We start from the raw sequence: 23,142 nt of genomic DNA, 5'->3' as shown, positions 1-23,142 counted from the left end.
TTCAAGTTTTAAAAAGAAACATTAAATCCTACTGTTACCGACTTGGTGATAGGCTGTGCATAAATATTACCATACGTTTCCGGATCAAAATATCCTTTATATCCATTACTGAATACAAACAGGTTACGCCCTTCTACACTTAGCCTCAAACTACTGATTCCCATAGGATTGGTAAATTCTTTCGGAAGCGTATAGCCTAAACGGATGCTGCTGATTCTGATATAGCTGATTTCTTTTGCCCATATATCAAGCAGATTGTATGCGCTTGAGCGGTTTCCGGCAAACCATTTATTCGCCATCCATCCGTCCGGGTTAGCATCCATATCAGGACTTGTAATTCCAGGAAGTGAACCTCCTGCTTCATAGATATCTCTTGTATAGTTTCTTCCTCTGTCCAGATCCATACCTCGGTAAGAAGGCGTTCTCATTACCGTCTGCTTCAGATTGAATGTTGCAGAGATAGTAAGATCAAAATTACTTACCTTAAATGTGTTGATAATACCTCCGGTAAACTTCGGATCTCTGTCTCCAACGTACGTAAACAGACTTCTCAGCTCAGCGTTTGAAAGTTTGGTATCCACAAGCTGTCCAGGAAGGAAATCTGCATATACATCATATAATTTAAAGAATTCTACTGCAGAAATCTTTTGATCTCCTTTCCAGAACAATGGGTTTCCGTGTTCATCCATTCCTGCGGTTTTCAAAGCAAAAACAGCATTTACAGGCAGACCTTCTCTTGAAGGAAGGAAAGCATTATCACGGGGCTGCTCACTCAATACTCTACTCTTGTTGTGTGCAAAGTTGATGGTAGTCGTCCATTTGAAATTATCATGATTGATATTTCTGGTAGATATTGCCAATTCAAAACCTTTGTTAGTCAAGCTTCCCCAGTTCATCATTGTATATTCAAACCCTGTTTCAAGAGGAGTTTCTTTCATACTGATCATATCCGTACCTTTTCTGCTGTAAACATCAGCGGTAAGGCTTACACGGTTATTGAACAATCCTAAATCAAGACCAACGTTAGTATTGGTAGTTTTTTCCCATCTCAATTTATCATTCGGTGGGCTGATAACATTGATGACTCCTTCTTTTACTCCCGGAAGAATCGTCGCATCATTATATTCCCCAATAAAGAATGGCGATGTATTTCTGTCGATATTCCCCTGAAGACCGTAAGAAGCTCTCAATCTAAGGTTAGATACTGCAGAAATATTTTTCATGAAGTCTTCCTTCGTCACCAGCCATGATCCTGAAAGTGCCCATATTGGAAGATATTTATATTTTTTATTCACCCCGAACAGGTTGGTCCCGTCATATCTTACACTTCCGAAGAATGTATATTTCTGATCGTACGTATAAGATGCTGTGGCAAACATAGAAGCATAAGCATTCTCTATAGGAGCGGCTTCACGGTACGTTTCATATCTTTTATCTGCTGCAAAACCTGAATTCGGGAAAACAATTGCCGTAGCTCTTCTGGTTTTTGGATCATATCCGAAAGCTCTCGTAATCGTTGTATTATCCTCCGTTTTACGGATTTCCGTACCGGCCATCAAATCAATTTCATGTTTTGAATTGATCTTTGTGCTGTACGCAGCCTGCAATTTCCAGTTGTACTGGAAGAAATCATTATCCCAATTTTGTTTTACGGCACCCGCTGGCAGAAAGTAATTGTATTTACCGTCTTTGTAATAACGGGTATTTTCTTTCATTTTTCTGGTGAAATAGGTATTCTCTGCTGCAAACTTTTCTGTTTTATTAGCATCGTACTGAAGACCTAACTGTGAGGTAAATCTTAAATTTTTTGAAGCTTTATATTCTAAATCTAAAATCGCTTTCAGCGAGTTATTTTTCAGTGAATAGTTTGTATTCTCTCTTTCTTCAAGGAAATTGAAAGGAATATAGCGGTCTTCAAAACCATCCATATCTTTATCATAATTGTAGCTTCCGTCTGCATTGAAAGGTTTCAGATAAGGATTGGCATTTCTTGAATAATTAACCGGGTTGATTGAAGCATCAGCATCCGTTACAAAAGATGTACGTTCACTCTGAGTTCCGAAAATAGAGATTCCTGCATTTAACTTATCGCTTAATTTATAATTGTTTTTTAAAGTCAGGTTATAACGTTTAAACCCTGTACCGATAGTTGTTCCTTCTTCATCATAGTATCCCAGGGAGAAATAGTAATCTGCTCTGTCACTTCCTCCGGAAACACTTAATCCATATTGTTTGTTGATGGCATTTCTGTATAACAGTTTGCCCCAGTCTGTGTTGTTATTTCTTAGACCGTTAATTTGCTGTCGTGTGAATGAATTCAGTGCATCAAAACCTCCGTTTCTGAAAGCCTCAAGCTGGCTGTTCTGAGTCAGAATTCTCATTACTTCTCCTTTATCGGCACGGTAGGTAAGATCGGCACGCTTGGCAAGCATTAGTTCAAGATCTACTTTTTCGGAAGCATTTAGAAGGTTCAGTTTATCAAAATCAGGACGAGATGTTACGAAAGTATCTGCTGAAAAGTTCAGCTTCAGACTTCCTTTTTTTCCTTTTTTGGTTGTAATGGAGATCACTCCGTTTGCTGCTCTTGCTCCGTAAATTGCAGTTGCAGCCGCATCTTTAAGAATCGTAATATCTTCAATATCATTAGGGTTTAATCCTGCAATAGAGAAGTTCTGAAGCTGGTCAATATTATCTTTATCCGTAAAGTTCGGAACATCATTTCCTTCCAATGGAAGGCCATCAATTACCCATAGTGGATCCTGAGGACCGGAAAGAGAAGCTGTACCTCTGATTCTGATCTTCGCAGGACTTCCGGGCGCTCCTGTTTCAGGAGTTACAGCCACACCGGCAATCTGCCCTGCCAGCATCTGGTCTACACTGGCAACACCAGCCTGGCTGATGTTGTCCATTTTCACTGTAGAAACCGCTGAGGTCTGTTTACGTTTTTCAATTTTCTGATATCCGGTTATGATTACTTCCTGGATCTTATTTTTGTCTGAAATCTCAGAAGTTAATCTTATGGTATAGTTCGTTTGTCCTTCATTAAGCTGAATCACTCGGGATTCATAACCTGGGTAACTTACCAATACGGTTTTTGTATCAGCAGGGATTTCCAGGATAAATTTTCCGTCCTTATCGGTCACTGTACCTACTGATACACTTTCAATAATTCCTTCTAATTCTGTTTTTGTAGAGACGGACTGTGTCTCAATTTTTATAGATGCACCGGTAATAATATGTGAAGTATTGGAATCTTCTATTTTCCCGGTGATGGTTTTCTTTTGCTGGGCCATTGCTATATTAGCAGCCAAAAGAGGTAAAAGTATTAGAGTTTTTTTCATTTCCGTTTATTTGTTTAAAGCCTCTTGAATACGAATGATTAAATCTGTGTAATGCGCTCTGGAAGCATCATCACCTCTGTATCTTGTTCTGTTCAATAAGTCCAGAACCTTCTGAAGTTCCGCCCTCTTATAGGTAGTGACTTCAGATACTCTTTTCATGGATGAATAATTGATATTCCTAAGACCATGATCATCTTCATGGAAATTACAGATGGTTGGGATATTCAAAGTATTATCTGTTTTCAATCCTTTCACTGCTGTTTTTTCAAATAATTTGTTCACAGAAACGATCAGGGCATCCACATAATTTTTCTGAGTCATCTTTTCAAGCATCGTCAGGCTTCCTTTTTTACTGAAAATAGCTGTTCTTACCTGATCAAATAAATTCTCTACCGTGTAGATTTCTTCTTTTGAACCGGACATCTGATGTTTCAATTCATTTTCAAGCAACCTCAGCAATCTGTCATCCATAAATAAAGAATAGATATTCGCATACTGCATTCCTCTAGCTGTGGTATAGGGAGTCTGTTCGAATGGTCCCATAGGTGAGTCTTTAACCGGATATGTTTTTTCGGTAATCGGATTAAAGAATAACCATTCCGGAAGGTTGATCGCATTTTTAACAAGGTAATCAACAGCTCTTCTCTGAATGTCTGCAGGAACAGCTTCATACGCCTTTTTCTTGTTGCCAAAAACAGTATGATTCAGGTAAATTCCTCCCACATTCGCCATCACATGACCTGTATACAGATCCCATTGCCCGATAACTCCCAGATACAGTTTTCCGGCATCTGTATATTCTTTACCGTCTTCATAGCTCCATTTCAAGAGATTATTAATAACCACTTTCAGATTTTTCATTCCATACTCGCTGGCTTTCATCGCATCATCCCCTAAATCTTCAGACTGCGAACGCGGATCGATGGTCTCCAGGTAGCTCTGCTGCTCACCATAGAAATACATCGGGTCATCTTCGTGTTTTTCAATTAAGTTTTTCAGCGCTTTTTTCTCGACAAATTCATCCGGATACCAACGGTAACCCCAGTCTATGGCATATTTATCGTAAAGACCAATTTTCGGAGTGATAGCTGAAACACCATCTTCCGGCTGAGCTACGTAATTGTAACGTGCATAATCCATAATGGAAGGTGCCGTACCGCCCATTTTGTCAGTAAATTCTTTTGAACGAAGCGATTCTACCGGAAATGCAAATGAAGCCCCCATGTTGTGCTTCAGTCCGAAAGTATGTCCTACTTCATGAGATGAAACAAAACGGATCGCTTCACCCATATGTTCATCACTGAATTTATTACCTCTTGCTTTCGGATCGATAGGTCCTGTCTGAATTCTCATCCAGTCATGAAGAGAAGTCATTACATTATGCCACCAGATGATATCTGCTTCGATAATTTCCCCACTTCTCGGATCTACCACTGATGGACCCATTGCATTTGACTTTGGCGAAGCGGCGTAAGTAATCACAGAATATCTTACATCATCAATATCAAAATCTTCATCTTTCTCATCCGGCATTTTCGCAATCACTGCATTTTTGAATCCTGCCTGCTCAAACGCCGCCTGCCAGTCATGTACTCCGGCAATGATTTTTTCACGCCATTGTTTTGGGGTTGCCGGGTCTATATAATAAACAATAGGCTTCTTAGGCTCTACCAGCTCTCCTCTTAAATATTTTTCTTTATCTTCATCTTTGGGTTCAAGATTCCATTTGGTAATGAAAAATTTTTCATCCATTTTCTGCTGATTGTCATTAAACGACCAGTGTTTTTCGGAGAAAAATCCTACTCTTGAATCCGCTACTCTTGGTCTCATCGGTATTTTAGAAAGCAGAACAAGATTGGTAGTAACCCCTAATGTTACCGGCAGATCTACTCCACCTTCATTTACAGAAGTAGATAATTGAGACTTCACCACAAGGTTCTTAGGAAATGTCTTCACTCCTTCTATATAAGAAAGGCTTGATTTCACAGATCCTCCCAATCCTACATTGGCAAGAACATCGTTAAAGCTCTTCTGATTTCCATCAAAAACTTTGTTGACTTTAATTGCCACAGCTGTAGAATCACTGTTTTGTGCCTCAATATCAAAGACCTCAATTACAGATTCTGAAAAATTGTCTTTCACAGATTTTGTAATGGCATCATTTTTTGGGGATGACACTTTAGGAACCACAGTTTTCACCCATACTTTTTTAGCTACAGGATCACGGTGAAAGGAGATGACCTTATTTTCATAATTCATTCCTTTGTTCAAACCAGCTTCATTCACCTGCATAGGTACCTGAGAAAGTTTGTTAACCACCAAAAACTGACGTCCCATCAAACTGTCCGGGATCTCAAAATAAATATCCGTTTTTACCTGAATGGTATTAAAAAGTCCCTTTTTATAGGTTCCTTTTTTAAGCAGGTCTTCAATTTTTTTTGTTTTCTTTGATGAGGATGTCTCTGTCTTATCCGTTTTTTCTTTGTTGACCTTTACTGTATCTTTATCTTTTTTCTGTGCTATTGCCATTGGTGAAGCCATAGCAAGGCCAAGATACAGTGCGAGTCTGTAATTCTTCATTAAAATAGTCCGATTCATTCCAAATAGTAAATATCTTAGTTTCAGCTCGCAAAGCTATAGGTAACGTGAATCATATATATAATATTAGGGAGTGAACGGTGATAATTTGGGAGTGAATGGATTTTTATTTTTACTCCATTAAAGGCAAAAAACATACGAAATATTCACCATCTACAGAAATATGAAGAAGATTATTCTTAAAATATCCATAAACCTGGTTCAAATAATCAATTCCAAATTTCTCTCCCTGCACCGGTTCGGTTTTAGGCTGCCAGGTATTCTTTACCGTGATTCCGTCTTTATCTACAATAATGATAATTTCCAGGGGCTGGTCTATCGTTGCAATATTGTGTTTGGTAGCATTTTCCGTGACAATCTGAAGGGATAAATACGGAATTCTTTTTTCCAGGCTTTCAGGAGCATTAATAATCAGTTCAAACCTCATCTCTTCATCAAATCTGCTTTTCAGAAGTTCCATATACTGCTGTATAAATTTTATCTCCTGTGAAACCTGAACAATATTTTCTTTCGGAGGTACTATAAGATACCGGTAAATCTTTGATAGATTCATGGTAAACTTCTGTGCATTGTCTTTATTAATCCCGATAAGCATATAAAGGGAGTTCAGTGAATTGAACAGAAAATGAGGGTTAATATTATTTTTAAGCTGCTGCAGCTGATTGATCACTTCTGCCTTGTGCATCTTTTCGTTTTCTATCAGCAATAAATTTTTCTCAGACTGTATTTTCTCTTTTTCCTGGTAAGCCAGACCGGTTGCCCTCTGAAACAATATAAAGACCGTTACAATAAGGAACAATGCTGCCAGAAAAATATAAACAGTATACGTTTTTATCTTACTGATATTTTCATCAATAATAAAATTCACATGATTCACTACAGTATATCCCTCAAAATTATCAGTCTTTAAAGGTTTTATGAAACGTGTTACTTCAACTCCCAGATATTCTGAAACCGCTGTTCCTTTGGTATATCCCACATCAGTTTTGCTGGCCAAAGTATCATTAGGTTTAATATCTGTAAAATCAAAAATATTCTTGCCAATGTATTTCTTTTCAGGATGGGTAATACAAATTCCTTCTTTGGTAAAGACATAAGCGTAGGTATTGGAGCTCTTGTCTACATTGATAAAATATTGATGGAGATCATCCAGGCTAACCGTAGAACCATAATACAGCTTGTTTTTATCAGGCAGTACCAAAGAATCATAGCTCACCCAGTACATACTGTCTTTTTTGGTAATTAAAAGGTCTTTGAAATGTCCCGTTCCATTATTTCTTATCACAATGGGCTTTGCGGTGTGGTCTGTATTCTTGAAAATATCAGATAAGGGATTGTTACTCTCAGACTTTCCTGAATGCCTGTTTTCATAATAATACCAGCTGTAAGGCAGCAGATTTCTTTTTTTGTTTAAATCATTCAAAACCAAAGAATAATCCTTATAGTTTTTCAGACCGTCTTTCTGGATTAGTGCACGAAGCAGATACTGATAATCTTCAATATTTCTGAATTCATGTTCTATGGATTCATATTTCCTGAAGAATGTTTTCTTGGCGAAATCATCGGTATTTTTCCGGCTGTCCTCTGTGATCAAAAGACTAAGAACAGCAAATGCTGCCACAGCAATCAGGCAGGCAGACAAAGCGGTAATATAAATGGACTTTTTGGATAAAGCGTGCTTAAAATTAATAATCAAATTCTCTAAATTGTGGGTTCCTCTACCTATAAATTATTAGTTTGCAAAGATATAACAAAGATTTCAGGACTGAAAAGTGAATTAAATTTAGATTATAATTTTTTAAACCCCGATGCAGCATATTGAAAATAAAACCTTTGATAAAAGCGTATTGAATCTTTCATTTTTTAAATTGAAAAAACAAAAAACTATACAAGCTTAAGTCTTAAAGTTAGTTAATATCGTCATTCAGACTACCGATTCAACACGCTATATTTTGAAAATTAATTATCTTCGCCTACAAATCTTATTTGAAAATGAAGAAGATCATCTCCGGGATATCTATTTTTTGTGCCATCGCTATCTCTGCTCAGGAATCCATCAAGTTTCAGGAGCTGCCGTTCAAAGATATTATTGCAAAAGCCAAAAAAGAAAAGAAATTGGTTTTTATTGATGCATATGCTTCCTGGTGTGGACCATGCAAAATGATGGAAAAAAATGTTTTCACTCAGAAAGCGGTCAGCGATTATTACAATACCAACTTCATTAATGCAAGATTTGACATGGAAAAAGGAGAAGGCAGAGATATTGCTTCTCAATTCGGGGTACGTTCCTATCCTACTTATCTTTTCCTGAATGGTGAAGGAGAGCTTGTTTCCAGAAATACAGGATATATGGAAGAAAGCATGTTTGTGGCAATGGCTCAGGATATCAATTCACCCGGAAATAAAAAGGGATCTCTTAAAGACCGTTTTGCCAGTGGTGAAAAAGACCCGGAATTTCTTATCAATATCATGAAGCTGAACGCTAATACAGATTATGAATTTGCAAAAAAAGCGTCAGAAAGATATTTCCAGAATAAAAAGAAAACTGAAGAATTGACAAAAGATGAAATTGGTTTTCTTCTCTATTTCGTAAAATCATCGGAAGATACCAATTACAGTGTTTTTGCCTCCAGAAAGGCGGAGATTGTTAAGTTCCTTCCTGAAGAAACATACACCGAATTTGATGCTCAGCTCAAATTGGGAAAAATAGTAGAACAGTCTATTGATGATAAAAATAAAAAAATCAACGATGACTATTTCATGAAAGCTGCCGAACCATTGGTAGGAAAAGAAGCTGCTGTAAAAAAACTGAATCAGACTAAGCTCAGCTATTATGAACAAAATACCAATTTTCCTGAGTACGAAAAAGCGGCTTTAGATTATTATAAAAATTCTGACACCTTTGATCCTAATGAGCTTCTAAGAGCTGCATGGATATTTGCAGATCATGTAAAAACACCCTCTTCATTAAAGAAAGCGACTGAATGGGCAGAAAAATCTGTCATGAGAAGCGAAACGTCAGAAAACACTTATATTCTTGCCAAACTCTACAATCTTACAGGAAATAAAGAGATGGCAAAAAACTACGCTGAAATGTCTAAAAATATGGCAGTTCAGGGCAATAAGGATTCTCAATTGGCAGATGAACTATTAAAGCAAATAAAATAAACATTACTACCGGATGAAATATAAATTATTAGCAGCAGGCATTTTAGCTTTCCTGTCTACAAGTACATTGAGCGCTCAGGAACAGGAACAAGGAGGACAGGATAAAAGTTTATACATAAAAGGAAATGCTTTATTTGCTCCACTAGGTATTTTAAACCTTGGAATAGAAAAACAGATTAGTCCAAAATATACGCTTCAGGGAGACGTTTTCATTTCACCATGGAAATCTTTCGGTGGGCATAAACTACAATTTTATTCTGTTTCTGCAGAAGGAAGATATTACTTTACGGAAGCTTTCAAACATTGGTATATTGGGGCCAACGTATCTGTGGCGGCTTACAATGCCACAAAATGGAGTTATTGGAATGACAGCACCTTTGAAAACTGGAATGGAGAAATTCTTAAAAATTCCAATCTGTACCAAAAAGGATTTTCTGTGATGCTGGGTGTTACAGCTGGATATCAGTTCCAGTTATCTGAACGATGGAATCTTGACATTTACGGAACGATTGGAACATCACAAGGGTTTTATAAAGGGTATGACAAATCCACGGGAAAACGTTATGACTCTGCTGAGAATTTCAATAAAAGCGGTGAAATCATCCCCTACAGAGGAGGTGTAATGATTTCTTACAAATTAAAATAATACCATGAAGCTATTCGGAAGAAATCATATCATTATTTTAGTGATCACTTTTGTGATCCTTTTTTTAATGAATTATATCGGAAATGATCTGCCTGATAAATTACAAAGGGCATTAATGACTGCTTTTGCAGGAGTTGTCGGACTGACAATCGGATTATTTATATTAAATAAGGGCAGAAATGATAAAAATCCGCCCCAGAATTTTGATTAATTAATCTTCGTACACCACATATCGGGTTCTGATCTTTTCGAAACTTTCAAGATCCTTTTTCCATGAATCTTTAATTTCCGGAATTGATTTTCCGGCGATGATCTGTTTTCTTAATTCATCAGTTCCTGATAAGGTATCGAACCACAGGTTTTTCAGGAAGAAATCCTGCTGAGGATTTTTATAATTCTGATAGGCTTTGATAACCCATTCAAGATTTAATTCTCTTAAATCATTAGGATAACCGGAGAGATTTTCACCATAACATAACTTCCCGTTCAGGAAGGGATCTTTAGCACCATAGCCTGGTTTTGGCGTAAACTGATACGGCAGGCTTTCCGTCCATGGAGAACCATAAATCTGGAAAGGAAGATCTGTTCCTCTTCCTACAGAAACCTGAGTTCCTTCAAAAAAGCACAAACTCGGGTATAAATTGATTGCTTTATCATTGGGTAAATTAGGAGAAGGCTTATCAAGCATTGGATAACGCTGCTTTTTATGATAGTTCTTCATTGGAATAAGCGTGTATTTAGCCTGAACTCCATTTTTCAGCCATTTTTCTCCGTTTACCATCTTTCCATACTCTCCTATGGTAAGTCCATAAACAACAGGAACTTCGTGCAGCCCTACAAAACTTGTCCATTTTTTCTTCAATACAGGGCCATCGGTATATCCATCATGTGGATTGGGACGGTCCAGTACCATGATCTCCACATTATTTTCAGCTCCTGCTTCCATCAGATAAGACAACGTGGAAATATAAGTATAGAATCTTACTCCAACATCCTGGATATCAAAAATGACAATATCAATTCCGGCAAGCTGTTCCGGCTTTGGTTTTTTATTATTGCCATACAGAGAAACAATAGGAATTCCAGTTTTTACATCTACCCCGTTTTTCACTTTTGCACCTGCATCAGCATCTCCTCTGAAACCATGTTCGGGAGCAAAAATCGACTTGATCTTAATCCCATTTTTTACCAGAAAGTCTACCAAATGAGTTCTGTCATTCATCAAGCCTGTCTGATTGGTAACAATTCCTATCGTTTTATCTTTTAGCAGGGGTAAATATATTTCAGGCTGGTCTGCTCCGGTTTTAAAATCCGGTTGAACTTGAGTCTGAGAATAATATTGGTTGAATACTCCTAAAAAAATTAGGCAAATCAGAAGTAAATTTTTAATTTTGAAATCTAAATTCATAAGCTTGAAATTTCCTTTATATTTCTCTAGAAAAATAGCATTTTCCAAAGATAACAAAAATAACCTTTCAAGGGTTATCATCTTCATTGGCAGGCTTTCCGTAGCATTGGGGATTATTGTTTCCTTAATTACCGTGGCCACCGGTTTTGGTTCCAAAAAAGCTATCAAAGAGAGGCTGGCAGATTTCAGCGGGCATATCACGGTAAGATCCACGCGTTCGAATTCTTCATACAATACTTCTGTTCTCGATAACCAGGGCTTAAATATTCCAAAAATAAAGGAGCTTCCCGATGTGGAAAGTACCCAAAAATATGTGATGGTTACTGGAATCATGCGTAATGAGCACAATTTTGCCGGAATCATTTTTAAAGGAATCGGAAAAGATTTTGACAGTTTGAGGTTTAAGAAATTCCTTATCGCCGGAACAACTCCAAAAGTAACGGAAAAAGGCTTCAACAATGATGTTGCTATTTCACAAAAAGTAGCCAATGATCTTCATCTCAAATTAAATGATAGCATTGTAACTGTATTTTTAAAAGCAGATCAGAAACCGCTTTACCGTAAATTCAGAGTTATTGGAATTTACAGAACTGACATCAAACTAATTGATGAACAGTTTGTTATCGGAGGAATTAACCATGCCAGAAAAATTCAGGATATGAAACCTGATGAAATCGGCGGAATAGATATCTTCCTGAAAAATGTAAATGACATCGACAAAGATTTTCCAGACATTGAAAAGCTGATCGGCTATAAAAACTATGCTGAAAAAGCTACTGAGAAATTCCCTCAGATTACAGACTGGATCAGTATTTTTGACACCAACATTGCATTAATTATCATTATTATGCTGATTGTAGTGGTGATTAATATTATTATGGTTCTTCTGATCCTTATTATTGAAAGAACAAATTCTATTGGTCTTCTTAAAACATTAGGAGCAAGCAATTCCCAGATAAGAGCCACCTTCATTAATTATACCCTGATTATTATGATTCCTGGACTTTTGTATGGTAATGCCATCGGATTGGGACTGATTTTAATACAGAAATTCTTTGGGATCATTAAACTTAATCCTGAAAACTATTATGTAAGTACCGTTCCGGTAGATCTTAATCCAATTGCAATTATATCTATCTCAGTGGGAATTCTTTTCATCTCCGGATTGGCTTTGATTATTCCAAGCTACCTGATCAGTAAGATTTCTCCGGTGAAGGCGATTAAGTACAACTAACAGGATGATTGATAATTGATGATTGATAATTGATAATTGATAATTGATAATTGAAAGATATTTGTTGTTAATCAGTTGATTTCAGTGTTATCCACAACTTATCCACATGTTATCCACAGCGCAGATAATTTTAAAAGCCTTATCTTTGCGCCGCTTATAAAACATTTATGAAATACGCAAAAAATATCCTTGAAACGATAGGTAACACACCGCTGGTAAAGCTTAACAAAGTATTAGGTGAAGATTTTCCGGCATTAGTATTAGCAAAAGTTGAGACCTTCAATCCCGGAAACTCCGTAAAGGACAGAATGGCTCTTAAAATGATAGAAGATGCCGAAAAAGACGGCAGATTAAAACCTGGAGGAACTATTATCGAAGGTACTTCCGGAAATACAGGAATGGGACTGGCATTAGCTGCCATCATCAAAGGTTACAAATGTATTTTTGTAACGAATTCCAAGCAGTCTAAAGAAAAATGTGATATTCTTCGTGCTGTGGGTGCTGAAGTAATCGTTTGTCCTACAGACGTAAAACCTACTGATCCGCGTTCTTATTATTCAGTATCTAAAAGACTGGCAAAAGAGACAGAAAACGGATGGTACGTAAACCAATATGATAACTTATCCAACAGAGCGGCTCATTATGAATCTACAGCTCCTGAGATCTGGGAACAGACGGAAGGAAAGCTGACTCACTTTGTGGCAGGAGCAGGAACAGGAGGAACGATCACGGGATGCGGAACTTTCTTCAAAGAAAAAAATGAGAACATTAAAGTAATCGGAGTGGATACTTACGGTTCTATTTTGAAAGAATTCCACGAGACAGGAGAACTGCATTACGATCATGCTTATACTTATATTACAGAAGGTATCGGAGAAGATATCATTCCTGAAAACTATGATATGTCTGTGATTGATCACTTTGAAAAGGTAACGGATAAAGACGGTGCCATCTATGCCAGAAAACTGGCGAAAGAAGAAGGTATTTTCTGTGGATATTCTGCGGGTAGCGCCATTGCTTCTTTGATTCAGATGAAAGATCAGTTTACTAAAGATGATGTCATTGTAGTTTTACTTCATGACCACGGTTCAAGATATGTAGGAAAAATCTACAATGACGAATGGATGAAAGAAATGGGTTGGCTGGAAGAAAACAAAGAAGGTTAATAAACCTCTTTAAAGATCATAAAAAAACGGAGCAAAATTTTGCTCCGTTTTTACTTTTATTGCTTGATATTTTCTTTTAATTTAGATTTAAGAAAACTGTATTCTTTCTCGCTCATTGCTTTCCTGGGAAACATATAACTGTATTTTCCTTCAAGGGAAATAAATTCATTATTGCTGTCAAAGTATTCAAAATCTTTCCATTCACTGGTTTCCTTTTCACCATCAATATTCACCGTGAAAAAATTCTGATCAAACCTGATTTCATAGACTTTACACTTTTCCAGTACATTTAAGTAGTGATTCACCTGTTTTTTCCATCTTGAAACTTTATTAACGCTGACAGACAAAAAAATGGCACACAGCAAAAATATAAAACTCAAAAAGTATAAAATCCCCACACTTTCTTTACTCAGAAGATCTTTCAAAAGAAAAACAATGAAAACAATCACTGCTGCTCCAATGGTAGCAATGGTTTTACCTTTCGTTGTAGGAGAAAAAAGCAGACTTCCCTGATTACCGCTAAAATAAATATCTTCAAAAATCTTTCTATCTGTTTTTAGGGTAATCACCTTTTCTTCATTCATAAATTATAGAGTTTGCTTTAAAAAGCTACAAAACTAAACTAAATATCTTCATATTGATTACTTATTGCAGAAAGTTTACTCATTAGTTCTCTGTTTCTGCGGTTCAGAGCATCCAGTTTTTTCAGCATATTATGAATTACTTCAAGGCCGGGCAGATTAATTTCAAGATCATAATGCCAGTTGGCAAATTTCTCCAGATCAGGCAGGTCTTCATACATCAGGTAATGAATATTATTTTCAATATGAATATTCAGCAGCCCATAATCTACAAGCTCATCAAAAAAAGTAATTTCTATATTATAGATTTTTACGAGTTCTTCCCGCGATATTCTTTCACTCATGGCTTAGGAATTTTTTAGTTGTTCAAAAAGTTCTTTCTGCTTTTCGGTAAGGTTGGTGGGCAGTTTCACTTCATAGGTTACAAAAAGATCTCCATGTTCTCCTTCTTTCTTATAGACAGGAAAGCCCTTTCCTTTCAGTCTTACCGTCATTCCGGTTTGGGTTTCAGGCTTTACTTTAAGGTTTACACTGCCTTCAAGGGTATTTACTTTCACTTCCCCTCCTAAAACAGCTGTATACAGATCAATCGCTACTTTGGTTTTCAGATCATCACCGATTCTTTCAAAATCCGGATCAACCGGAATATTGAAGGTAATGTATAAATCTCCGTTTGGTCCTCCGTTTACTCCTGGATTTCCGTGTCCTTTCAGCTTGATCTGCTGCCCGTCATATACTCCTGCAGGAATAGTAATTCTGACTTTTTTCCCATTAATTTCAAAGGTTTGCGGATGGGTTTTTGCAGCATCTCTTAAGTTCAGGCTCAGTTCAGCTTTTACATCCTGACCTTTGAATTTACCGGAAGCCCTTCCTCTTGAACTTTTACCGAATCCGCTACCAGATCCACCGAACATATTCTGGAAGAAATCTGAGAAATCTTCTCCTTCACCAAAGTCAGCTCCGGAATATCCTCCGTTATAACTTTGCTGCTGATATTGTCTTTGCTGTTGCTGCTGGGCTTTTTCGTATTCTTCGCCATGCTTCCAGTTTTCTCCGTACTTATCATATTTTGATCTGTTTTCAGGATTGCTGAGCACTTCATTGGCTTCATTCAGCTCTTTGAATTTCTTTTCTGCTTCTTTATCTCCAGGATTAAGGTCTGGATGATGTTTTCTTGCCTGCTTACGGTAGGCCTTTTTAATATCATCCTGTGTTGCGCTTTTATCTACGCCTAGAATTTTATAGTAATCTATATAAGCCATAGAAATGAGGTTTACCCAAATTTATGAATTTTAGGTCTGAAAATTGTATAACGAAATGTTAAAAATAAACTTATCTTTGATAAAAAGCCCTACATGAAAGAGGTACTGAAAAACTACTCCGGAATCATATTTTTACTTTTAGGAATCACCATTGGAAGCATCATTGGAATTGTTGCTCCTGGTTTTGTGGAATATATTAAACCTTTGGGAGATATATTTCTTAATCTTCTTTTTGTGAGTGTAGTGCCTTTGGTATTTTTTGCGGTATCCAATTCTATTTCTTCTCTGGAACAGCAGTCTAAATTTGGAAAGATCATCCTTGTGATGTCTCTTACCTTTTTATTCTTTATTCTCACAGCAGCTGTTTTTACAATCTGTGCTGTCTATCTTTTCCCGGTCTCGGGTGTCTCAGGAAGCTCTGAGATGATTACAGAAGCTGCCAATGAGGATACTTGGGGTAACAGAATTGTAAGTTTCTTTACTGTGGGAGAATTCACTGAACTTTTCTCAAGAAGGAATATGCTGGCTCTTCTGGTATTTGCATTTCTGACAGGATTTGCAGCCAGGAAAACAGGAGAAAAAGGACAGCCTTTCAGGGTTTTTATTGCTTCCGGATATGAAGTGATGAAAGAATTGCTATTATTGGTTATGAAGCTTGCTCCTATTGGTTTGGGTGCATATTTTGCGTATCAGGTGGCCACTTTAGGACCACAGCTTTTTGGATTTTATGCAAAGCCGTTGGGGCTTTATTATATTGCAGGAATTATTTATTTTCTGGTGTTCTTTTCTATTTATGCTTTTATGGCGAATGGGCAGAAAGGAGTCAAAAGTTTCTGGACGAATGCCATCTACCCTACCTTAACGGCAATAAGTACCTGCAGCAGTTTTGCAACGATGCCAGCTAATTTGCAGGCAGCCTCAAAAATCGGAATTCCGAATTCTATTGCCAATCTTGTGATTCCTATTGGGACTACATTGCATAAAAACGGATCTTCCATGTCTTCTATTATTAAAATTTATGTAGCATTCTTAATTATTGGAAGAGACTTTTTTGATCCTGCCAACCTACTTTTAGCGTTAGGAATTACAGTCTTCGTAAGTATTGTAGCCGGAGGAATTCCCAATGGTGGATATATCGGGGAAATGCTGATGATTTCTGTTTATAAATTACCTCAGGAAGCCATTCCTGCGGTGATGATTATCGGGACTTTGGTAGATCCTTTGGCTACTGTTCTGAATGCTGTAGGAGATATCGTCGCCGCCATGTTTGTCAACCGGTTTGTAAAAGTCTGATTGTTGTTGAATTATTTTCTTTTAACAGATGAACTCATTTTTCAAAAGCATTGGCTTATACAACAGCCTGAATATTGATCTCAATATCAATAGTGCAGAACTCATACAGAGATTATGGAAAGTAACCTATAAAACCAATACTACCTTCATATCTCTGGAAAAAGATTCTTCAATTCCCACGCGGTTTGAATATCGGGGAATGATTGATGCAAACAGCTTTACTATTAAAAGAAGAGCCAGGTTATTTGATATGAATCGGAGTAATCCTTTATTTCAGGGGACTATTTCTGATAAAAATGGTCAATCTTCTGTCTTTGTAGAATTTTTTCCTTCGGGGTTTCAGATATTTAACTGGATGATGATTCTGTGTTTTTGCTTCGTGGCAATTTTTGTCAATATATTGGGTGATCAAAAAAACTTTATGTTTGCAGGAGTCGCTTTAGTAATTGCTGTCACTCAATATTTCATTCTGAAAAGAGGAATTTCAAAAGGGAAGTATGAGTTTGAAAGAGAGCTTATCTATATTGCTCAAAAACCTTAATCCTTTGCTTTACTCACTACGTTTTACCGGTTCCAGATTTTGATATTCATCGGGAGTAAAAAGTCTGTAATGAACTTTAAAAGTTTTTCCTAAAGGAGTTTCCAGTGAAAAGCCACCTGGCCCGAAACCGTCTGTAACATCGAGTGTAAAGTGGGAATATTGCCAGTATTCAAAAAGATCACGGTCTATCCAGAACTCATATCCACTAATGGTACCAATCATGGCATCATTCATTCTGGGAAAAAACCCTCCTTTCTCGAAACATTGCGGCTGTGTACCTTCACAGCATCCTCCTGCCTGATAAAACATCAGGGGACCATATTGGTCTTCCAGCTTATGGATGACTTCAAGAGCCTGCTCCGTTGCAGATAGTCTTGATATTTTTGTTTCCATTGTTCTTATTTTAGCTTAAAAACAAAATGTATCGTAATAAAAAATCCCGGTAAAATATATTCTAACCGGGATTCACAACACATCATCAATTAATTTGAGCCGGCAATATCCAAAACGATTCTGCCGTCAATCTGACCTTTTTTCATTTTATCAAAAACATCATTAATATCTTCCAGTTTTGCGGCAGTGACCGTAGCTTTTACCAATCCTTCATTGGCAAAATCCAGTGCTTCCTGCATATCTTTTCTTGTTCCTACAATGGAACCTCGGACTGTGATTCTTTTTAAAACGGTTTCAAAAATAGGGAGTTCAAAAGAGCCCGGAGGAAGACCGTTCAGAGCAATGGTTCCTTTTCTTCTCAACACATCTATTCCCTGTTTAAATGCAATGGGTGAAACCGCTGTAATCAATGCACCGTGCATTCCGCCAACTTCTTTATGTAAATATTCTCCGGGATCTGTATTTTTTGCATTAACGACAAGATCCGCACCTAATTTTTTTGCCAGTTCAAGTTTATCATCTGCCACATCAATGGCTGCAACATGCATTCCCATTGCTTTTGCATACTGAACAGCTACGTGTCCCAGACCTCCGATTCCTGAGATAGCCACCCATTCTCCGGGTTTTGTTTCTGTTTCTTTCAATCCTTTATAAACCGTTACTCCAGCGCATAAAATAGGAGCAATCTCCAGAAAGTTGACATCTGATTTCAAATGTCCTACATATCTTGAATCCGCAATGACATATTCTGCAAATCCGCCATCTACACTATACCCTCCGTTTTTCTGTGCTTCACAAAGGGTTTCCCAGCCAGTGATACAGTAATCACAGCATCCGCATGCACTGTACAGCCATGGAACTCCTACTGCATCTCCTTCTTTTACAAAAGCTTCCGGTCCACAGGCCACCACAATACCTACTCCTTCATGTCCTGGAATAAGAGGCATTTTGGGTTTTGCAGGCCAATCGCCATCCACAGCATGTAAGTCTGTATGGCAAACCCCACAGGCGATTACTTTGACAAGGACTTCATATCTTCCGGGTTCTCTTACAGGTACTTCTTCTATTTTCAGTGGCTGGCCGTAGCCTTGAACTACTGCTGCTTTCATTGTTTTTGGAATCATATCTTATTTTTTGGATTGAGTTATTTGGGTTATTTGTTTTTATATCCACTTCTGAACAGATAAGTTCTTTGCGTGAGGGATAGTAAGGGCGGCGAGGAACGAGCCGGTGCGAAATGCAATGAAGCACCGAAACGAAGTGCAGCCCTGGATAGCCCGACCGTTTTGCCCTGGAAAAAGCCAAGGCAATCGGGCACGTCCTAAATAATATTAAAAGAAACCTAGCTTATTCTTGTTGTAAGAAATCAGCATGTTTTTGGTTTGACGGTAATGGTCGAGCATCATTTTATGGTTTTCTCTTCCGATTCCAGATTGTTTGTAACCTCCGAAAGGCGCTCCTGCAGGATATGAATGATATTGGTTTACCCAAACTCTTCCTGCTTCAATCTGACGCGGAATATTGTACAGCTGATGAGCATCTCTGGTCCAAACTCCTGCTCCAAGTCCGTAGATGGTATCATTGGCAATTTTTATCGCTTCTTCTTCATCTTTGAAAGTGGTAAACGCCAGCACCGGACCGAAAATCTCTTCCTGGAAAATTCTCATTCTGTTATTTCCTTTGAAAATTGTAGGCTGAATGTAGTATCCGTCTTCCAAATCTTCTCCAAGGTTATTGACATCTCCTCCTACCAGAACTTCTGCTCCTTCTTCTTTTCCAAGCTGAATGTAAGAAAGGATTTTATCTTTCTGAATCTGTGAAGCCTGTGCTCCCATCATCACGGTTTTATCCAAAGGATTTCCCACTTTGATAGCTTTTACTCTTTCAATCACTCTTTCAATAAAGGCATCTGCGATACCTTCCTGAACCAGCAGCCTTGAAGGACACGTACAGATCTCACCCTGATTAAGAGCAAAAAGTACGGCTCCTTCTATCGCTTTATCTAAAAATTCATCATCGGCATCCATTACTGAATTGAAGAATACATTGGGTGATTTCCCTCCTAATTCCAGGGTAACAGGAATGATATTTTCTGTGGCATACTGCATTACCATACGTCCTGTAGCAGTAGATCCGGTGAATGCTGCTTTGGCAACTTTCGGATTGGTCACTAAAGCTCTTCCAAGTTCAGCTCCAAATCCGTTAACAATATTGATGACACCAGCAGGCAAAAGGTCTCCGATCAATTCCATTAAAACCATGATTGAAACGGGGGTACTTTCTGCAGGTTTCAACACCACACAGTTTCCAGCTGCCAATGCCGGAGCGAGTTTCCAGACAGCCATAAGTATCGGGAAATTCCATGGGATGATCTGTGCGATGACTCCAAGAGGTTCATGAACAATCAGAGATACCGTGTCTTTATCCAGTTCATTATGAGATCCTTCATCTGCACGAATTACAGACGCGAAATATCTGAAATGGTCAATGGCTAAAGGTAAATCTGCAGCCAGTGTTTCTCTTACGGCCTTCCCGTTGTCTATTGTTTCTACTGTAGCAAGATATTCTAAATTCTGTTCTATCCTGTCTGCAATCTTATTCAGAATAATGCTTCTTTCTGTAGAGGAAGTGTTTTTCCAGGTACGGAAAGCTTTATCCGCAGCATCTACAGCCAATTCCAAATCTTCTTTAGAGGAATGGGCTACCTGGGTAAATTTTTTCCCGTCTACCGGAGAGACTACGTCAAAATACTGTCCTTTAACAGGCGGTGTGAACTTACCATCAATATAGTTATCATATCTGTTTTTGAACTCCGGACGCTGTAAAAGGGTCGTTGATCTTGGTTCTGTAATAGTGCTCATATTAGTATTGTTTTTATTTTTCGATAAAGCCAAATTACACTGAGATGCCCAAAAGAGTATAGCACAATCGTATAAAAAAAGTGTAAAATAGTGCAAGGGCTTCAATTTTAGTATTTTATTAACAGCAACGTACGGTCAAATTTTCTATATTTGAGTTACCTCCTTTTCAAAAAATTTTAGAAATGAATAACAATAGTAAGATTTTATTAAATACTCCTGAATTACGTAAGGAGAACCAGCTATTGAGTCTTGTTGAACACCAGACGAAATTCAATCTAAACAATTGTGAGTTCAGTATTTATGAAACTCATGAGGCTGCTTTTGATGTAAAACTTCATTTTGAAAATATTGCGTTTACAGCTATGCTGAGAGGTAAAAAGCATATGAAACTGGATAATAAAACCAGTTATTTCGATTATTATCCGGGAGAAAGTATTCTGGTAGCACCGGGCGAAACGATGGTGATTGATTTTCCTGAAGCGGATGAGACTCCTACGCAATGCATTTCATTAAGTCTTAATCCAGATTTTATTGAGGATTCCCTTAATTATCTCAATTACCACCTTCCCAAAGTAGATGAAACCTCACAATGGAATATTCAGCTGGATGAGTATTTTCTGTTTAATAATAAAGCCCTTGCTTCAGCTACCAATAATATTATGAGAATTGCCATGGATGATAATTCTCAAAAGGATATCATGGCTGATTTTGCTCTGAAAGAACTTCTGATCAGACTGATGCAGACCCAGGCAAGGAGTATGGTAGAGAAGAATATTGTAAAGAATAAATCCAGAATAGGTTTTGTGGTGGATTATATTAAACGAAATCTGCACCAGAAATTATCCATTGACAGTATCGCTAAACTGGCTTATGTAAGCAAATCGAATTTCTTTAAAATGTTCAAAGATGAGCTGGGAACTTCCCCTAATGATTTTATTCTGCAGGAGAGAATTAACAGGGCAAAAGAATTGCTAGCCAGCCAGACCAGTATCAAAGAAACTGCTTTTCAGACGGGATTTTCAGATACCAATTACTTCACTAGGGTATTTAAACAACTGGAAGGAGCAACTCCGAAAAGTTATCAGGATAGGATGATTACGAGATAGCTAATTGACAATATACCAATAAAAAAGGGCTCCAATTAATGGAGCCCTTCTTATGTAAAAAAACAATAATTACAAAATTAGTAACCTTTATTTTGTTCAATTTTTGGATTAGCCTGAATTGCCGTAATAGGAATTGGCCACTGCCATTTGAAGTTTCCAGCCTCAAGAGTCTGTGCTACCGCTGGTGCACCTGTACCGTCAAAAAGGTCTCCTTTCCCTGATCTCTGAACAGCAAGGTTTAATCTCTTCAATGTGTACCATCTGTCATTTTCAAATGCAAGTTCCAATCTTCTTTCTTTCAGAATAGCATCTAAAAGAGGCTGTCCTGTTTCAGTACCTGGAGTAAATGAAGAATGTCTTTCTGCTCTTAGTTTGTTCAATAAAACAAGAGCCTGTGCACCATTACCTGTTCTGTAATAAGCTTCAGCAACATTCAATAATACTTCAGCAGATCTAAGATATTTAACCGGTACGATGTTAGCAGGGCCACCATTACCAGCATATTTTGTAACGTGGTTGTACTTTTGTCCGCTATATGTACTGGTTGTGAAATAAGCTGCTTTTCTGATATCGTCAGCTGCATAAGCTGTGTATAGATCATAATCTACAACAAACTCAGACCTTAGAGCTGGAACTGACTGGTTATAAGCTGCACCAACAGTATTATTTGGCTCTGCCGCAGCGTTCGATACCTGGAATAATACTCCGTCAGTAATTCTGGATAAACCTTCATTTTCTTTCCAGATTCTTGTAAAGTTATCCAGTGTTGTGATGCTTGGAGAAAGTCCTAATGCTAGTTCACCATATTTAATTGTATTGGTATAATCTCCTTTATAAAGATTTACTCTTGATAACAATCCGTATACAGCTGCTTTGCTTAATCTTCCTTTATCAGCATCATTTTGTGTAATATTATCAACGGCAAATAAAAGATCAGCGATAATTTTATCATATACCTGCTCAACAGTCAGGTTTCGAGATGATGTTGTATTAGAAGGATTATAATTTTCAGCATAATAGATTCCAACAGAGTTTTTAGCACCTGCAGACTGAGTTGGGATTTGAGAATATGCTCTTACAATATCAAAATGAGCGGCTGCTCTTAATGCTCTTGCCTCAGCTTCTATATTTGTTTTCTGCGCTCCTGATAATACTCCGTTATTGATGTAAGACAATACAAAGTTTGCTCTGCTGATTACAAGGTAAGCTGCACTGTATAATCCTGTCGTCTGTGAGTTATCAGAAGAAAATTCAAAGTTTGACGCTGCAAAGTTGGTATTTCTTCCTGAAGCTGTACGGATTAGGTTGTCTGTAGTAAGGTCACCCATAATAAGCTGACTTCCTGTATCACCACTGTAATATCCAGCTCCTTTAAGAACTGTATAGGCACCGTCCATAGCCTGTCTGAATGATTCAGGTCTGGTCATTGCCTGGCTTTGATCTTCATTGATTGAAGAGATCTGATCTAAATTTCTGTCGCAAGACGTTAACGAAACAAAAATGGTTAACGCAGCTAAACTTATTTTTATTATATTCTTTTTCAT

General features: G+C 37.6%; 19 protein-coding genes. 8 read left to right on the top strand and 11 right to left on the bottom strand.

Annotated elements, in window-relative coordinates; all coding sequences use genetic code 11:
• Positions 1 to 8: 8 nt before the first annotated feature.
• The 3 genes from JOE44_RS23415 to JOE44_RS23405 all read right to left on the bottom strand — a co-directional run bounded on the left by JOE44_RS23415 (position 9) and on the right by JOE44_RS23405 (position 7,635).
• On the bottom strand, positions 9 to 3,341 hold the full coding sequence (locus JOE44_RS23415; RefSeq protein WP_209788244.1) for a SusC/RagA family TonB-linked outer membrane protein: 3,333 nt from the start codon (positions 3,339 to 3,341) through the stop codon (positions 9 to 11).
• Between the two features lie 6 nt (positions 3,342 to 3,347).
• Complete coding sequence (locus JOE44_RS23410) at positions 3,348 to 5,921, bottom strand: zinc-dependent metalloprotease (RefSeq protein ID WP_245169909.1); 2,574 nt, start codon at positions 5,919 to 5,921, stop codon at positions 3,348 to 3,350.
• Positions 5,922 to 6,051: 130 nt separating this feature from the next.
• Positions 6,052 to 7,635 carry a histidine kinase gene (locus tag JOE44_RS23405; RefSeq protein ID WP_209788229.1) on the bottom strand — a complete coding sequence of 528 codons (1,584 nt, stop codon included), beginning with the start codon at positions 7,633 to 7,635 and terminating at the stop codon, positions 6,052 to 6,054.
• 296 nt (positions 7,636 to 7,931) lie between these two features.
• Here JOE44_RS23405 and JOE44_RS23400 point away from each other — a divergent pair, with 296 nt between their 5' ends.
• The 3 genes from JOE44_RS23400 to JOE44_RS23390 are packed head-to-tail and all read left to right on the top strand — an operon-like array spanning position 7,932 to position 9,964.
• Positions 7,932 to 9,107 (top strand): thioredoxin fold domain-containing protein, encoded by a 1,176-nt coding sequence (locus tag JOE44_RS23400; RefSeq protein WP_209788225.1) that lies wholly within the window; start codon positions 7,932 to 7,934, stop codon positions 9,105 to 9,107.
• A gap of 13 nt (positions 9,108 to 9,120) precedes the next feature.
• Entirely contained in the window at positions 9,121 to 9,753 is a 633-nt protein-coding gene (locus tag JOE44_RS23395) for a DUF3575 domain-containing protein (RefSeq protein WP_209788222.1), read from the top strand.
• 4 nt (positions 9,754 to 9,757) lie between these two features.
• Positions 9,758 to 9,964, top strand: coding sequence for a hypothetical protein (locus JOE44_RS23390; RefSeq protein WP_209788219.1), 207 nt, complete (start codon positions 9,758 to 9,760; stop codon positions 9,962 to 9,964).
• Here the strand turns inward: JOE44_RS23390 and JOE44_RS23385 are convergent, their stop codons facing one another.
• On the bottom strand, positions 9,965 to 11,161 hold the full coding sequence (locus tag JOE44_RS23385) for a DUF1343 domain-containing protein (RefSeq protein ID WP_209788216.1): 1,197 nt from the start codon (positions 11,159 to 11,161) through the stop codon (positions 9,965 to 9,967). It abuts the gene before it with no gap.
• 4 nt (positions 11,162 to 11,165) lie between these two features.
• Here JOE44_RS23385 and JOE44_RS23380 point away from each other — a divergent pair, with 4 nt between their 5' ends.
• On the top strand, positions 11,166 to 12,395 hold the full coding sequence (locus tag JOE44_RS23380; protein WP_209788213.1) for an FtsX-like permease family protein: 1,230 nt from the start codon (positions 11,166 to 11,168) through the stop codon (positions 12,393 to 12,395).
• A 167-nt stretch (positions 12,396 to 12,562) separates the two neighbouring features.
• On the top strand, positions 12,563 to 13,561 hold the full coding sequence (locus JOE44_RS23375; RefSeq protein WP_209788211.1) for a pyridoxal-phosphate dependent enzyme: 999 nt from the start codon (positions 12,563 to 12,565) through the stop codon (positions 13,559 to 13,561).
• Between the two features lie 56 nt (positions 13,562 to 13,617).
• Here the strand turns inward: JOE44_RS23375 and JOE44_RS23370 are convergent, their stop codons facing one another.
• Genes JOE44_RS23370 through JOE44_RS23360 form a run of 3 tightly spaced genes read right to left on the bottom strand, consistent with a single transcriptional unit; the run spans position 13,618 to position 15,404 of the window.
• Positions 13,618 to 14,145, bottom strand: a complete 528-nt coding sequence (locus tag JOE44_RS23370; RefSeq protein ID WP_209788209.1) for a hypothetical protein — start codon at positions 14,143 to 14,145, stop codon at positions 13,618 to 13,620.
• A gap of 38 nt (positions 14,146 to 14,183) precedes the next feature.
• The gene (locus JOE44_RS23365) at positions 14,184 to 14,486 is read right to left on the bottom strand and encodes a chaperone modulator CbpM (protein ID WP_209788206.1); all 303 of its coding nucleotides are present in this window, start codon (positions 14,484 to 14,486) and stop codon (positions 14,184 to 14,186) included.
• A gap of 3 nt (positions 14,487 to 14,489) precedes the next feature.
• Complete coding sequence (locus JOE44_RS23360; RefSeq protein WP_209788204.1) at positions 14,490 to 15,404, bottom strand: J domain-containing protein; 915 nt, start codon at positions 15,402 to 15,404, stop codon at positions 14,490 to 14,492.
• Between the two features lie 93 nt (positions 15,405 to 15,497).
• On the opposite strand from JOE44_RS23360, the gene JOE44_RS23355 reads away from it, so the two are divergent.
• Together JOE44_RS23355 and JOE44_RS23350 are read left to right on the top strand one after the other, a co-directional pair.
• Positions 15,498 to 16,697: a dicarboxylate/amino acid:cation symporter gene (locus JOE44_RS23355; RefSeq protein ID WP_209788202.1), complete on the top strand. Its 1,200-nt coding sequence runs from the start codon at positions 15,498 to 15,500 to the stop codon at positions 16,695 to 16,697.
• A gap of 28 nt (positions 16,698 to 16,725) precedes the next feature.
• Entirely contained in the window at positions 16,726 to 17,238 is a 513-nt protein-coding gene (locus tag JOE44_RS23350; RefSeq protein WP_209788199.1) for a hypothetical protein, read from the top strand.
• 9 nt (positions 17,239 to 17,247) lie between these two features.
• On the opposite strand, the gene JOE44_RS23345 is transcribed toward JOE44_RS23350, so the two are convergent.
• From JOE44_RS23345 to JOE44_RS23335, 3 genes are all read right to left on the bottom strand, one after another.
• Entirely contained in the window at positions 17,248 to 17,631 is a 384-nt protein-coding gene (locus JOE44_RS23345; protein ID WP_105681083.1) for a DUF779 domain-containing protein, read from the bottom strand.
• Between the two features lie 89 nt (positions 17,632 to 17,720).
• Positions 17,721 to 18,755: an alcohol dehydrogenase AdhP gene (gene adhP / locus JOE44_RS23340; RefSeq protein WP_209788196.1), complete on the bottom strand. Its 1,035-nt coding sequence runs from the start codon at positions 18,753 to 18,755 to the stop codon at positions 17,721 to 17,723.
• A 207-nt stretch (positions 18,756 to 18,962) separates the two neighbouring features.
• Entirely contained in the window at positions 18,963 to 20,492 is a 1,530-nt protein-coding gene (locus JOE44_RS23335; protein WP_105681085.1) for an aldehyde dehydrogenase family protein, read from the bottom strand.
• Between the two features lie 182 nt (positions 20,493 to 20,674).
• Between JOE44_RS23335 and JOE44_RS23330 the strand changes: the two genes are divergently transcribed.
• On the top strand, positions 20,675 to 21,598 hold the full coding sequence (locus JOE44_RS23330) for an AraC family transcriptional regulator (protein ID WP_209788182.1): 924 nt from the start codon (positions 20,675 to 20,677) through the stop codon (positions 21,596 to 21,598).
• 77 nt (positions 21,599 to 21,675) lie between these two features.
• Here the strand turns inward: JOE44_RS23330 and JOE44_RS23325 are convergent, their stop codons facing one another.
• On the bottom strand, positions 21,676 to 23,142 hold the full coding sequence (locus JOE44_RS23325; RefSeq protein WP_209788179.1) for a RagB/SusD family nutrient uptake outer membrane protein: 1,467 nt from the start codon (positions 23,140 to 23,142) through the stop codon (positions 21,676 to 21,678).

This window comes from Chryseobacterium sp. PvR013 (assembly GCF_017833095.1).
Taxonomy (GTDB): domain Bacteria; phylum Bacteroidota; class Bacteroidia; order Flavobacteriales; family Weeksellaceae; genus Chryseobacterium; species Chryseobacterium culicis_A.
Note: the sequence above shows the minus strand (reverse complement) of the source record. Positions and strands in the feature narration are given on the sequence as shown.

Bases quoted from the DNA above. Each gene is read 5' to 3' on its own strand.
- JOE44_RS23415 (WP_209788244.1), bottom strand. From the start codon at position 3,341: ATGAAAAAAACTCTAATACTTTTACCTCTTTTGGCTGCTAATATAGCA.
- JOE44_RS23410 (WP_245169909.1), bottom strand. From the start codon at position 5,921: ATGAAGAATTACAGACTCGCACTGTATCTTGGCCTTGCTATGGCTTCA.
- JOE44_RS23400 (WP_209788225.1), top strand. From the start codon at position 7,932: ATGAAGAAGATCATCTCCGGGATATCTATTTTTTGTGCCATCGCTATC.
- JOE44_RS23395 (WP_209788222.1), top strand. From the start codon at position 9,121: ATGAAATATAAATTATTAGCAGCAGGCATTTTAGCTTTCCTGTCTACA.
- JOE44_RS23390 (WP_209788219.1), top strand. From the start codon at position 9,758: ATGAAGCTATTCGGAAGAAATCATATCATTATTTTAGTGATCACTTTT.
- JOE44_RS23385 (WP_209788216.1), bottom strand. From the start codon at position 11,161: ATGAATTTAGATTTCAAAATTAAAAATTTACTTCTGATTTGCCTAATT.
- JOE44_RS23375 (WP_209788211.1), top strand. From the start codon at position 12,563: ATGAAATACGCAAAAAATATCCTTGAAACGATAGGTAACACACCGCTG.
- JOE44_RS23370 (WP_209788209.1), bottom strand. From the start codon at position 14,145: ATGAATGAAGAAAAGGTGATTACCCTAAAAACAGATAGAAAGATTTTT.
- JOE44_RS23365 (WP_209788206.1), bottom strand. From the start codon at position 14,486: ATGAGTGAAAGAATATCGCGGGAAGAACTCGTAAAAATCTATAATATA.
- JOE44_RS23360 (WP_209788204.1), bottom strand. From the start codon at position 15,404: ATGGCTTATATAGATTACTATAAAATTCTAGGCGTAGATAAAAGCGCA.
- JOE44_RS23355 (WP_209788202.1), top strand. From the start codon at position 15,498: ATGAAAGAGGTACTGAAAAACTACTCCGGAATCATATTTTTACTTTTA.
- JOE44_RS23350 (WP_209788199.1), top strand. From the start codon at position 16,726: ATGAACTCATTTTTCAAAAGCATTGGCTTATACAACAGCCTGAATATT.
- JOE44_RS23345 (WP_105681083.1), bottom strand. From the start codon at position 17,631: ATGGAAACAAAAATATCAAGACTATCTGCAACGGAGCAGGCTCTTGAA.
- adhP (WP_209788196.1), bottom strand. From the start codon at position 18,755: ATGATTCCAAAAACAATGAAAGCAGCAGTAGTTCAAGGCTACGGCCAG.
- JOE44_RS23335 (WP_105681085.1), bottom strand. From the start codon at position 20,492: ATGAGCACTATTACAGAACCAAGATCAACGACCCTTTTACAGCGTCCG.
- JOE44_RS23330 (WP_209788182.1), top strand. From the start codon at position 20,675: ATGAATAACAATAGTAAGATTTTATTAAATACTCCTGAATTACGTAAG.
- JOE44_RS23325 (WP_209788179.1), bottom strand. From the start codon at position 23,142: ATGAAAAAGAATATAATAAAAATAAGTTTAGCTGCGTTAACCATTTTT.